This is a genomic window from [Clostridium] symbiosum (assembly GCA_036419695.1).
In the GTDB taxonomy this organism is placed as follows: Bacteria; Bacillota; Clostridia; order Lachnospirales; family Lachnospiraceae; genus Otoolea; species Otoolea symbiosa_A.
The window spans coordinates 756,562-769,602 of the sequence record CP143946.1; the positions used below are offsets into that span (position 1 = coordinate 756,562).

Below are 13,041 nucleotides of genomic sequence, written 5' to 3' on the forward strand. Positions count from 1 at the left end.
ATATAATAAGAAGACAAGAAAAGTAATTCCGACGTTTCTTATTTCTTAATAATCCCCAATAAAAAATCAAAACTTAACAAATCAAGGAGAGTTGTATGAGAGAAAAATTGCAGACCCTTCCTTTGACACAGCTTCGAGAACTGGCAAAGGCACAGGGGCTTAAAGGCGTGACCGCCCTTAAAAAAGCAGAAATTATAGACAGGCTGTGTGAAATAGCCGGCGCAAAAGCAGCGGACAAAGATACGCAGGAGAAGGGCGATGCAGAGAGCGGGGAAAGCGGCTTAACGCCCGTTTTACCTGAGACGGCGGCCGAAAAGGCGGCGGAAGACAAAAGGCCGGATGTAAAGTTTACGGAAACCGCAGGCCAGGAACCGCGCAGTAACAAAAGAAACGTCAGGGATGAAAGAAAAGACGATGCTCCAAGGAGAGAGACAAACCGCTACAACAGGGATGACGGCCGCAAGCGCGATTACCAGCAGCGAAGCGATAACCAGCGAAGTGACAGCCAGCCTAGAAGTGATTACCAGCAGCGGGGGGACGGCCAGTCCAGAAGCGATTACCAGCAGCGGGGAGACGGCCAGTCCAGGAACGATAACCAGCAGCGCGGTGACCAGCCGAGAAACGATTACCAGCAGCGGAGCGATGGCCAGTCCAGAGGCGACTATCAGCAGCGGGGGGACGGCCAGTCCAGAAGTGATTACCAGCAGCGCACGGAGAGCCAGCCGAGGAATGACTACCAGGGCAGGAGTGATGAGCCTAAGACGGATTTCCAGGAGCTTGACAGCGGGATTCAGGCGGATGGTATTCTGGAAGTAATGCCGGACGGCTTTGGATTTATCCGCTGTGAGAATTTCCTTCCGGGGGAGAACGATGTCTATGTGGCTCCGTCCCAGATCAGACGTTTTAACCTGAAGACGGGCGATATCGTAGGCGGCAGCAGAAGAGTGAAGACAGCCACGGAGAAGTTTGCGGCTTTACTTTATATTAATACGGTCAACGGATACCCGACCAGCGTGGTGGAGCGCAGGCCGAACTTTGAAAACCTGACTCCTATTTTCCCGAACAGCCGTCTCCATCTGGAGATGCCAGGTTCTAAGAATTCCACCGCCATGCGTGTGATGGATTTGCTTTCACCGATAGGAAAGGGACAGCGAGGCATGATTGTTTCGCCGCCCAAGGCAGGTAAGACGACACTGTTAAAACAGGTTGCCAGGGCGGTTACGGTAAACCATCCGGAGATGCACCTGATTATCCTTCTGATCGACGAACGTCCTGAGGAGGTTACGGATATCAAGGAGGCCATCACGGGACCGAATGTGGAGGTTATCTACTCTACCTTCGACGAACTTCCCGATCGCCATAAGAGAGTGTCCGAGATGGTAATTGAGAGGGCCAAGCGCCTGGTGGAGCATGGAAGGGATGTCATGATCCTGTTAGACAGCATCACACGTCTTGCCAGGGCATACAACCTCGTGGTCCCGCCCAGCGGACGTACGCTTTCCGGCGGTCTTGACCCGGCGGCGCTCCATATGCCGAAGCGTTTCTTCGGAGCTGCAAGAAATATGAGGGAGAACGGCAGCCTGACAATTCTGGCTACGGCACTGATCGATACGGGCAGCCGTATGGATGATGTTATATACGAGGAATTTAAGGGAACCGGCAACATGGAGATTGTCCTGGACCGCAAGCTGTCGGAGAAGAGGATTTTCCCGGCCATCGATATCTTAAAGTCGGGCACAAGAAGGGACGATCTGCTGCTGACGCAGGAAGAGTCCGAGGCCGTGGATATCATCCATAAGGCGACCAATACCCAGAAATCGGAAGAATCGGTGGAGAAAATCCTGGATTTATTTGCAAAAACGAGAAATAATCAGGAGTTTGTGGAGATTACCCGCAAGAGGCGTTTTTTCTGATTTGATTCGTTGAATTCACTTTGAAAGCGCTTGCAATTCATGGATTCATATGGTATACTGGATAAGCTGTATAATTAGACGGTAGTTTTGACATCTGCGTGAGTCGTCCTTACGATTGATGGTCTGCTTAGACGATGGAAGAGCGGAACATGGGTGTGCAAGGCTTTAATATAGTAACAAAAACGGCGGTCGGAAATCGCACAAGAAAAATCAGAGAGGTGAAAATCATGAAAGAAGGAATCCATCCAGCCTATTATCAGGCAAAAGTTGTTTGCAACTGTGGCAACGAGTTCGTAACAGGTTCTACAAAAAAGGACATCCACGTAGAGGTTTGTTCCAAGTGCCATTCATTCTACACAGGACAGCAGAAAGCAGCTGCAGCCCGTGGACGTATTGATAAGTTCAACCGTAAGTACGGTATGAATGCAGACAAATAAGTTTGAACAATGTAAGGGTTGGGTTTTAGTGGCGACATTAAACTCAACCTTTTTATTTTAAATTTTATTGATTGGCAATGAAAAATCCGCGGAGCGTATTTTTTCGTTGTTTGAGATGTCAAGCCGTTTTGCAGGCAGGAGTATAGCGAATGAAATATTCAGGAATTGGCGGCCAGGCCGTCATTGAGGGAATTATGATGATGAACCGCAACGATTATGCGGTGGCGGTCCGCAGACCCGATGGAGAGATTGAGGTCAAGAAGGACAATTATGAGAGCATCACGGCGAAAGCAAAGATTCTGTCCCTTCCATTTATCAGGGGGGTATTCAGGTTTGCCGATTCAATGATCCTGGGAATGAAGACCCTGACCTATTCAGCCAGCTTTTTTGAGGACGATGAGGAGGAAGAACCGGGGAAGTTCGAGAAGTTTCTGGACCATGTATTCGGTGAAAAGCTGGAGAGCGTGATTATGACGATTGTAATGGTATTTTCTTTTATCCTGGCAATCGGAATTTTTATGCTTCTTCCTCTGGTGATTGCCAACTTTTTTAAATCATTTATTGCATCGGAACATGTGATGGCCGTTCTGGAAGGCGTAATCAGAATCGCAATTTTTATCTTATATATCAAGCTCGTTTCAAGGATGGAGGACATCAGAAGAACCTTCATGTACCACGGAGCGGAACATAAGTGTATTAACTGTGTGGAACACGGTCATCCTCTTACGGTGGAGAATGTCAGGGCGAGTTCCAAGGAACATAAAAGATGCGGAACCAGTTTTCTCCTGATCGTCATGATAATCAGTATCCTGTTCTTTATGGTGATACGGATTGATAATATCGGCCTCAGGATGCTGAGCCGGATTATCCTGATTCCTGTAATCGCCGGTGTGTCTTATGAGATACTGCAGAAGGCGGGCAGGAGCAACTCAAAATTCATGGATCTTGTCAGCCGTCCGGGAATGTGGATGCAGGGACTTACGACAACAGAGCCGGACGACAGCATGATAGAGGTGGCCATTGCGGCGACTGAAGCCGTGTTTGACTGGAAAGAATATTTAAAGGAGAATTTTCCGGAGACGAAATTATGACTACATTTCTGAGAGAAGAGAAGGGGCCCACCTGGCAGCAGCTGCTGGAGGAAGGGAAAAACTGTCTTCAGGATGCCGGAGTGGCGGATGCGGAACTGGACGCATGGTATCTTCTGGAAGCGGCTTTCTCCATTGATCGGGTGCATTTTCTGATGGATAAAAACCGGCCGGTGGATGGGCGGATACTCTCAAAGTCCGGTCCGGTTTATCAGGAATATCTTGAAAAAAGAGCGTCGCGTATTCCGATCCAGCATATTCTCGGCAACCAGGAATTTATGGGGCTGGAGTTTACGGTCAACGAGAATGTTTTAATACCCAGGCAGGATACGGAAAAACTGGTGGAGACGGTATTGAAAGAGCACCCAGGCAGGGATATCTCAATCCTTGACATGTGTACGGGTTCAGGATGTATCGCCGTCAGTCTGGCGGTGCTGGGTTCCTATGAAAAGATAATGGCCGCCGATATATCCAGGGCAGCGCTTAAAGTAGCGAAGAAGAATGCGCGCCGTCATTTCCTCGTCCAGAAGGGAACGGTCCGTTCGGAGTCTACGTTACTTTCGGAAACTCCGTGGAAGCTTAAGATGAGCACGTACGTTTACCGTTCAGATTCTTCTGAAGGAGAGCGGCAGTCCGCCTCTGGAGAGGGAACGAAAGCGGCGGTGAGAGCCAGGGAACCGGGAATCGCCGCGGTGCCGGGAGTCAGGAAGAGAGAGCTGTTTCTTGTGGAGAGCGATCTGTTCTCCAGCCTGGATCAGAGCGATAAATATGATATTATTGTATCAAATCCGCCTTATATCCCGTCTTCGGTCATTGACGGGCTGGAACCTGAGGTAAAGGATCATGAGCCGAGGCTGGCTCTGGACGGTTCCGGCGACGGACTGTATTTTTACCGGCGTTTGGCCTGGCAGAGCGGTGCCTACCTGAAAAAGGACGGTATGATTTACTTTGAGATCGGATATGATCAGGCTGCGGCGGTGGGCCAGCTCCTGGCTACGGCCGGGTTTTGTGACATTGAGATAATCAGGGATGAACCGGGGCTTGACCGTGTGGTCAAAGCGCGCTGGAACAGATAGTTTATAAATTGGAAGCGTGATAAATAACGCAGGAGGTTACCATGTTTGACAGATTGGACGATTTGCTGATTCGTTTTGAAGAGCTGATGGAAGAACTGAACAGCCCGGATGTGGCGCTGGATCAGAAAAGGTTCCGTAAGCTGATGAAAGAGCAGGCGGATCTGACGCCGATTGTGGAGGCGTATAAAGAGTATAAGAAAGCAAACCAGGATGTGGAAGACAGCTTGGCTCTTCTGGAGGAGGAGTCCGATGAGGAGATGCGTGAGATGGCCAAGGAGGAACTGGCCGAAGCAAAGAAGAGAATAGAGGAACTGGAGCAGGAGATGAAGATCCTTCTGCTTCCCAAGGATCCGAATGATGAAAAGAACGTAATGGTGGAAATCCGCGCCGGAGCCGGCGGCGATGAGGCGGCTCTTTTTGCCTCGGAACTTTACAGAATGTATGTGCATTTTGCGGAGAGCAACCGTTGGAAGACGGAGCTTGTCAGTGTTAATGAGAATGGAATCGGCGGTTTCAAGGAAGTGGTATTCATGGTTACAGGCCAGGGAGCTTACTCCAAGATGAAATACGAGAGCGGCGTACACCGCGTGCAGCGTGTACCCGAGACAGAGTCTGGAGGAAGAATCCATACGTCCACCGCATCCGTTGCCGTTATGCCCGAGGCCGAGGAGTTCGACGTAGTGATTGACGACAAGGATATCCGTATTGATGTTATGCGTGCCTCCGGTAATGGGGGACAGTGTGTTAATACCACCGATTCGGCCGTCCGTCTGACCCATATGCCGACGGGAATCGTAATCTACAGCCAGACCGAGAAATCACAGCTTCAGAATAAAGAGAAGGCATTCCGCCTGCTCCGTTCCAAGCTGTTTGATATGGAGCTGGAAAAGCGCCAGAGCCAGGAGGCGGAGGAACGCCGCAGCCAGATTGGCACGGGGGACCGTTCCGAGAAAATCCGCACCTATAATTTCCCTCAGGGACGTGTGACGGAGCACAGAATTAAGCTGACGCTCTATAAGATTGATTCCGTTATGAACGGGGAGTTAAACGAGCTGATTGACAGTTTGATTGCCGCCGACCAGGCTGCGAAGTTAAGTAAACTGAACGAACAGATTTAAAAATCATTGTTATTATCATCGCTCCATTTTATGAGAAAATGGGGCGATTTTTAACATCACGGGAAAGTGTGTCCGTGCACTGTTTGTCGGCTGCCGTGTTGACAGATAAAGATGAGGATTGTAAGATGAAAAAAACAGGAAAGTTACCATTTTTATTGATATTTGCATTATCCATATCGTTAACTGCCTGTAAAAGCAATATGCAGGAATTAACCGTCAATACTGCGGAAAAAAGCAGTATAAGTGACGGAAGAGATGTGGTGATTCCGGAAGGAGAAGAGCAGACGGGGGAACCCGGAACGGCAGAGTCCTACGGTGAGGAGCGTGAGCTGATGACCGGGCCGGCCGGCCCGATATTGCCGGGGGAGCTGACACAGCCGGGCGGTTCTGCGCAGCCGGATGCTTCAGCTTTATCAGATGCATCCGCAGCGGTGAAGAAAGAACCCGCGATAGAAGAAAAAGACTGGTCGTCCTATTTTCAGGGGTTAAACGGAGGCGCGGTAATCTATCTTCCCAATGAGAACAAATATCAGATCTATAATGAGAATGTATGCAATACCAGAAGATCACCCTGCTCTACGTTCAAGATTATATCATCTTTGATTGGTATTAAGAATGGCGTTATCTCGGAGGAGAATTCCGTCCGGAGGTGGAGCGGAGAGACATTCTGGAACGACAAATGGAACAGGGATATCGGTTTCAAGGACGCCTTTCAAACCTCCTGTGTCTGGTACTTCAGAAAAATCACCGATGAACTGGGACCGGAGACGATTCAGGAAGAACTGGACAAACTCAACTATGGAAACCGCGATATCTCAGACTGGGAAGGACGCCTCAACAACAATAACAGCAACCGTTCCCTGACCGGCTTCTGGATCGAGTCATCACTGAAAATTTCGCCTAAAGAGCAGGTGGAAGTGCTGGAACGCATTTTTAGTAACGATTCATCCTATAAAGAGCAGGAACTGGCACTGCTGAGAGACGCAATGCTGATAACCGATTCCGGTTTTCCTGATGTTAAAATCTATGGTAAAACAGGACTCGGGAAGACATCCGGAATCGTGGCCGATGCATGGTTTACCGGTTTTGCCGATACGGGAAAAGAAAAGACCTATTTCTGCGTTTACCTGGGGGGAACAGACAATAGAGACTTTTCCAGCACCGACGCAAAGAGAATAGCCATTGAACTGATAAGAGATCACCAGCTGCCGCCCACCGGATAAACAGTAACGCTCACTGTGGGGAGTGCATGAACAAACGGAGATTACCGCTGTACCGGACCTTCACGAAGAGTATAATCAATGTATTGAGATAGGAACAAGGTGGAAAAATGAAAAACAGAGAGGAAATAATCCGCTACTGCCGCACATTTAAGAATGTTTATGAAGATCAGCCGTTCCATGATCCGGGCTGGACGGTCATGCGTCACAAAGAGAATAAAAAGATTTTTGCATGGATATTTGAGCGGGATGGCCATATTTGGGTTAATGTGAAATGCAGCCCTGACTGGAGAGATTTCTGGCGCAGTGTTTATAAGTCCGTGATACCTGCCTATCACCTTAATAAGGTTCACTGGAATTCCATTATAATGGATGGTACGATTCCGGAGGAGGAAGTGAAAAGGATGATAGGGGAAAGTTATGATTTGACGATTTAATTGAGGAATGAGAACGCCGCCGGGACGGTCGGGGGCGGGATGGTGAGGGGAGGTTGTGAGTCTTCAGTCCCGGTTTGAGTTTGGTCGCGGGTGGGAAATCCGGGCAAAAAAGTTCCTGCGGGAAACGCTTGCGCTCTTTGGAGTACATAGCGGACACTAACCTCGAAAAAACCTCGGTAAGTGCCGATGGACTCCCAGGTTCCCTCCGGAATCTTTTTCTCCCTTCTTCCCCACCGGTAGGTTATGGACCGGGACTGAAGACGCGTTGGTTTTCGCCATCCCGAAACCCGGCCTGCGGCCGCTGAATTGTTCTTATTCCTTCAAGGGGGAGGAGGAGCGTCGCAACCACTATGTTCCTACGAATGCTTCAAAATATCTGCTATCTGGTCTCTGACTGGTTTGGTGAGATACCGTCAGAACGTAAAATTGTTGCAGCTTCGTAGTGGCCGCGACAGGACCCTCCCCATTTAAGGTTAGAGACAATCAGCGGCCGGAGCGGACCATATCCGGTGGCGCGAAAATCTCCGCCTGAGTCTTTTGTCCCCGGCGATAACCTGACGGGGGAAGGAGGCGGAATTAATTGTGCAGGGGATATGGGAGTCCGCCGGTGCCTGGCGAGGTCTTTTCGAGCCTGGCACCGCTGCGCACTCCAAAAAGCGCGAGCGGTCCCCGTAACAATTCATTCCGGCCGGATTCCCCCCTCACGACAACCTCCAATCGGGGACAAAAGACTCAGCCAGCCCCCTCACCACACCGGACATGGTCCGTTCCGGACGCGTCCTCCTCACCTCAGTTAAATCCTTATATAGAAAGGAGAACAACCATGAAAGAGAATAAATACGACAATGACATATTTTTTGAGAAATACAGCCAGATGGACCGCTCCAAAGGAGGACTGACTGCCGCCGGCGAATGGGAGACTTTAAAAGAGCTGCTTCCCGATTTCAAGGGAAAACGCATGCTGGATCTTGGATGCGGATACGGATGGCACTGCATTTACGCCATGGAGCAGGGAGCCGATTCGGCCGTGGGGATTGATATTTCCACAAAGATGCTGGAAGTTGCCAGGGAGAAGACGAAATACCCTCAGGTGGAATATCAGTGCGTGGCCATGGAGGACATGGATTTTCCAGCAGAGAGCTTTGATATCGCGTTAAGTTCCCTGGCGTTTCATTATATTGAATCGTTTGACGCCGTGGCAAAGAAGGTACAGGCCTTTTTAAAGCCGGGCGGAAGTTTTGTGTTCTCGGTGGAGCATCCTGTTTTTACCGCTTACGGGACACAGGACTGGTATTATGATGAGAAGGGGGAGATTCTCCATTTTCCGGTAGATAATTATTATTATGAGGGAAAGAGAACCGCTAATTTCCTGGGTGAGGATGTTGTAAAGTACCATAAGACCCTGACAACTTATCTGAACGGCCTGCTCACAAACGGTTTTGAAATTAAAAATATTGTGGAGCCGCAGCCGCCAGCCCACATGATTGATACGGTCCCGGGTATGAGGGATGAGATGCGCCGCCCGATGATGCTGATTGTCAGTGCAGTAAAGCGGTGCTCAAACTCTACGGAGCGTTGATTGAATGATCCGCCGTTCTTGTTTATACTGAATTTGTACAGATTTACAGGAGGTAGAAAGAAGTGGACTATCAAAAAGTGGGAACGCTCATATCGTCTTTGCGGAAGGAAAAAGGATATACACAGAAACAGCTGGCTGAAATGATCCTGGTAAGCGACAAAGCTGTTTCCAAATGGGAACGAGGTATGGGATGCCCTGATGTTTCGCTGCTTGGAGAACTTTCTGCAGCCCTGGGGGTAAACATTGAGAAGATACTGACGGGGCAGCTTGACCCTAACAGTGAAGACGGAGGAAACATGAAACGGATTAAATTTTACATCTGCCCCGACTGCGGCAATATACTGACAGCCACAGGGGAAGCGGAGATTTCCTGCTGCGGAAGGAAGCTGGCGCCCCAGGCGCCGCAGAAAGCAGACGGAATACACAGGCTCCATTTGGAGGAAATTGACGGCGAATCTTATATCACATTTGAGCATGAAATGACAAAGGAACATTATTTGAGCTTTGTAGCATACGTAAATTACAACAGCATTCACCTGGTGCGCCTTTACCCGGAACAGAGCGGTGAAGTGAGAATGCCGCGGATGCGCGGCGGTAAATTCTATTTTGGGTGCAGCCGGGATGGAGTGTGGGTGCAGTGAATTGTCAGATAATTAATGAGGTATATATGACAGGAAACGTAAAAACTATATAGTATTGACATATGTCAGGCAGTGGTGCATGATAATGTCAGCAGAGTAAAGAGAGTATGTGCATTGCAAAACAAGCGAATCCCCGGAGAGCGGCAACTCTTCGGGGATTCTTTTTTCCTTTTAGGGAAGGAATATCCCAGGCCAGATGTTGATATTTACTTTCTGTCTGGCTATTTGCCGATGTAATTTGTTATTACCTTGACACAACCATGAATACAATAGTTTTATTTTGATGTATTTCTTTTATCATGCCGGAGAACGAAAAAGTAGAAACAGTAATAAAAACTTAATTGGTTTTTAGAATCACATATGAGATAATCAGAGAAAGCGGAACATTGGATTGAAATAACACATAACCGTGTGGAATAAAAATAGCGAATAGATTGCAATAAGGAGGAGATTATGCACAGAATGTATCATATTCTGCTGATTGCAGGAACAGCGGCAGTTTTATATGGATGTGGGAAGCCGGGGACGGCACGGCCCTCATCAGAACCGGCAGCGGCACAGAGTACCGCATTGGAGGCATCCCAGAGTACGGAGCAGGCAGCGGTTCAGTGTACAGGAGAAAATGAAAATCATAATGCGGAACCGGGCGCTGCCGGTGAACATGCACAGGATACGGGCAGTCAGGGCGGTTCGGAGGATGGATATACCGACGGGGCTCTCTCTTCTGAGAGATTTTTTGAAAAGGACGGAAAATCATACGAGAAAGTTCCGGATCTTGTGGAGGGGAGATACAAGTGGGCCAGCGCCTTGACCGCGGGGACAGCCGTGAAGGACGGGAATGGCTGCGGGAGCATTGATTACAATTCCCAGTCCCGCAGTTTCGAAAGGCTGGACGGAGGGAAGACGCTGGGGGTGCGCAGATGGGATAATCTGCTCTACTCGGCCGGAGATTACCTGATTTTTGAGTATGACGGAACGGTGCATGTGTCAAAGTCTGATGATCTGTATCATCCTGTGCTCAGCTACGATAAGGGCGCCACACATCAGATTGTAACAAAGGTTCCGGACGGCTATATGATCGCCGATGACCAGAAGTATACAGTCACATTCTATAATGAGGATTTCAAACTCACGAGACGGCGGGAAGGTTACCGCTATCTGGAAAATGGAAAATGTTACTGCGACGGCCTGATGGCGGTCCGGGACATGAATACGGGCCTGATGGGATTTATGGATCAGTCCGGGGACATTGCAATCCCTTGCGAATATGGGTATGTCAGCGATTTTTCCAACGGTTACGCCTCTGTCCTGGCCGGGGGCAGCCTCCGTCCCTTCACAGAGGACGGCGGAACCATTTCCATGTTTGACGTGGAAGGCGGACAGTGGGGGATCATTGACATTCATGGAAACTATGTGGTAGAGCCGTCAGAAAAATATGCGAATCCCGATCCGGCTCCAGACGCTCCCAGCACTTATTACTGTGGGCCCAGGCGGTTTTCGGAGGTGAGGAAGGATGGAACGGTAGATTTTATGGATGTCAGCGCGGCAGACAATCAGGTAATCGAGACGATCCGGCTCCGCTGATTGAGCCTGGAACCACTGATTTAAAAAGGCAGCGTTCCCTTTTATCCTTACAAATATGCCTCTCTTAAGTTTCGGCTTAAGAGAGGCATATTGAGTTTCCCTGGTTGGGAGTATTTAACAGATCCGAGTTTATAATTTCATCACAGAGCCGGGATAAATGCTCCTGAAGTAGCCCATGAGAACAGAGATGGAATCAGTACCATCACCACGGAGACAAACACAATCAGGGCGCTCAGTTTGATGACGTATTTGCCCAACTGACCGATGGTGCAGCCCACAATTGGACACATGACAAAGATACACAGGCCGCAGAGCGGGCTGCAGAGGCCGACCGCCTGGCACATGATAATTGCAACGATGGCCGTATAGGGATCCATCCCGAAGCTGATAATGACCGGTGCAAACAGCGGGACCAGGATTGTCATCGCAGCGCCGCAGTCCATGAACGCGCCCAGAATCAGCATACACGCCAGAATCAGGAGAATCAGGAGCGTGCTGGAAACGCCGGAGCTTATCAGTGCGCCCGCCAGGCTGGCCGGGATGTCCAGCCCCCTCATGGCCGCTGAAAATACATTGGACAGGGCAATCAGGAAGCAGAGGGGAGCGGCATTCATTACGCATTTCTTCAGAATCGGAACGACATCCTCCACCCGGATTGTATGGTATACAAAAATTGCCACTATCATTGAATAAGCCAGACTCAGAACCGCGGCCTGGGCCGTATCGGCAATGCCGCTGAAGATTGTGCCCAGAATCAGGACCGGAGTCAAAAGCGCCCAGATACTGTCCTTAAAGAGAGAACCAAAGCTCTGTTCGTGGAGCTTGTCGACGGCGGCGCTGATTTTCACCTGATCGCCGTCATTTTTCAGGCAGCAGTGCAGATAGGCATAGCCAATCAGCAGGAGACCGGCGCAGACACCGCCGACGGCCGCGATCTGGTACAGGGGAACCAGTTCCAGCCCTCCGGCCAGTCCGGCGGCTCCGGTCAGCGGCACGCTGGGAGGGATGACCATTCCAAGACAGCCGGCCGACACCAGAATGCTGGCGCTGAAGAATTTATCATAGCCCATGCCGACCAGCATCGGGTAACACATTGCGCCGACAGCCGCAGTTGTGGCGGGGCCGGAGCCCGAGATAGCGCCATAAAACATACAGGTTGCAATGGAGATAATGGGCATAAATCCTTTTTTCTTTCCGAAGAAATAGGAAAAAGTATCAAAGATTTTATCGGTCAGTTTTCCTCTGGCCATAAATTCACCGGCCACCATGAAAAGTACAATGGTCAGCCCGACATTATTGGCGACTGCGCCGTTGATTGCCTCACCGGCCACCTGCGTCCACGTAAGAGGCGAGGCGGCGCCCATGAACAGCGGAATGCTGGCGGCCGATACCAGGATGCATCCGGCAATGGGCATTCCTACGAAGATTAATCCACAGAAGAAAAGTATCAGAAATATAGCTGTCATAATTCAGCGCCTCCTTTCTTTGCCTGGGTAAACCGTACGATATAAGCGACCGCTCCCAGTGCGTAGCCCACAACCGGGGCGGCATATGCCGCTGCCAGGGGAAGTACAGGTGTTTTAGCATTGACGGCTCCGGTGGAAACGGCGTTCAGCAGATTCTGAATGCTGAACCAGCACATTAAAATCATCATGATGAACAGGACCACGTCGCAGAAAATCTTCAGAAAGTTTTTAATGCCCTCCGGATACAGGCCGACCACCATGTCGATCCGCATAAAGGCGGCTCTTTTCACCGCAGGCCCCAAAGCCAGAAATACCATCCAGCCGTAAGCATAGTAAGAAAACTGCATAAATAATGTCCTGATGTCTTCCGAGATAAACTGAAACACCACGCTGAGCAGGGTGCAGACCGATGCAATGACAATCATAATCAACATCAGATTCTGTGCCAGTTCGTCCAGAAAATCTTTCTTTTGTTCCATAAC

Annotated in this window: 12 protein-coding genes; 10 read left to right on the forward strand and 2 right to left on the reverse strand. The window is 49.7% G+C overall.

From position 1 onward, the window contains the following. Positions 1-95: 95 nt before the first annotated feature. The 10 genes from rho (at position 96) to V3C10_03545 (ending at position 11,093) form a co-directional block, all read left to right on the forward strand. Positions 96-1,913, forward strand: coding sequence for a transcription termination factor Rho (rho, locus tag V3C10_03500; protein ID WVP62902.1), 1,818 nt, complete (start codon positions 96-98; stop codon positions 1,911-1,913). Positions 1,914-2,140: 227 nt separating this feature from the next. After that, positions 2,141-2,350 carry a 50S ribosomal protein L31 gene (gene rpmE, locus V3C10_03505; protein WVP62903.1) on the forward strand — a complete coding sequence of 70 codons (210 nt, stop codon included), beginning with the start codon at positions 2,141-2,143 and terminating at the stop codon, positions 2,348-2,350. Between the two features lie 149 nt (positions 2,351-2,499). Beyond that, on the forward strand, positions 2,500-3,441 hold the full coding sequence (locus V3C10_03510) for a DUF1385 domain-containing protein (GenBank protein WVP62904.1): 942 nt from the start codon (positions 2,500-2,502) through the stop codon (positions 3,439-3,441). Further along, entirely contained in the window at positions 3,438-4,514 is a 1,077-nt protein-coding gene (locus V3C10_03515; protein ID WVP62905.1) for a HemK/PrmC family methyltransferase, read from the forward strand. The genes V3C10_03510 and V3C10_03515 overlap by 4 nt, the downstream gene beginning before the upstream one ends. A gap of 41 nt (positions 4,515-4,555) precedes the next feature. Continuing rightward, positions 4,556-5,632, forward strand: coding sequence for a peptide chain release factor 1 (prfA, locus tag V3C10_03520; GenBank protein ID WVP62906.1), 1,077 nt, complete (start codon positions 4,556-4,558; stop codon positions 5,630-5,632). A gap of 125 nt (positions 5,633-5,757) precedes the next feature. Then, the gene (locus V3C10_03525; protein ID WVP62907.1) at positions 5,758-6,855 is read left to right on the forward strand and encodes a penicillin-binding transpeptidase domain-containing protein; all 1,098 of its coding nucleotides are present in this window, start codon (positions 5,758-5,760) and stop codon (positions 6,853-6,855) included. Between the two features lie 107 nt (positions 6,856-6,962). Continuing rightward, positions 6,963-7,289 carry an MmcQ/YjbR family DNA-binding protein gene (locus V3C10_03530; protein WVP62908.1) on the forward strand — a complete coding sequence of 109 codons (327 nt, stop codon included), beginning with the start codon at positions 6,963-6,965 and terminating at the stop codon, positions 7,287-7,289. Positions 7,290-8,112: 823 nt separating this feature from the next. Further along, a complete protein-coding gene (locus tag V3C10_03535) occupies positions 8,113-8,868 on the forward strand; it encodes a class I SAM-dependent methyltransferase (protein ID WVP62909.1) in 756 nt (251 codons plus the stop codon). Between the two features lie 62 nt (positions 8,869-8,930). Further along, positions 8,931-9,509 (forward strand): helix-turn-helix domain-containing protein, encoded by a 579-nt coding sequence (locus V3C10_03540; GenBank protein WVP62910.1) that lies wholly within the window; start codon positions 8,931-8,933, stop codon positions 9,507-9,509. A 453-nt stretch (positions 9,510-9,962) separates the two neighbouring features. Continuing rightward, positions 9,963-11,093 carry a WG repeat-containing protein gene (locus V3C10_03545; protein WVP62911.1) on the forward strand — a complete coding sequence of 377 codons (1,131 nt, stop codon included), beginning with the start codon at positions 9,963-9,965 and terminating at the stop codon, positions 11,091-11,093. A gap of 140 nt (positions 11,094-11,233) precedes the next feature. Here the strand turns inward: V3C10_03545 and V3C10_03550 are convergent, their stop codons facing one another. Beyond that, positions 11,234-12,559 carry a TRAP transporter large permease subunit gene (locus tag V3C10_03550; protein WVP62912.1) on the reverse strand — a complete coding sequence of 442 codons (1,326 nt, stop codon included), beginning with the start codon at positions 12,557-12,559 and terminating at the stop codon, positions 11,234-11,236. Next, positions 12,556-13,038: a TRAP transporter small permease subunit gene (locus V3C10_03555; protein ID WVP62913.1), complete on the reverse strand. Its 483-nt coding sequence runs from the start codon at positions 13,036-13,038 to the stop codon at positions 12,556-12,558. The genes V3C10_03550 and V3C10_03555 overlap by 4 nt, the downstream gene beginning before the upstream one ends. Between the last annotated feature and the right edge of the window lie 3 nt (positions 13,039-13,041).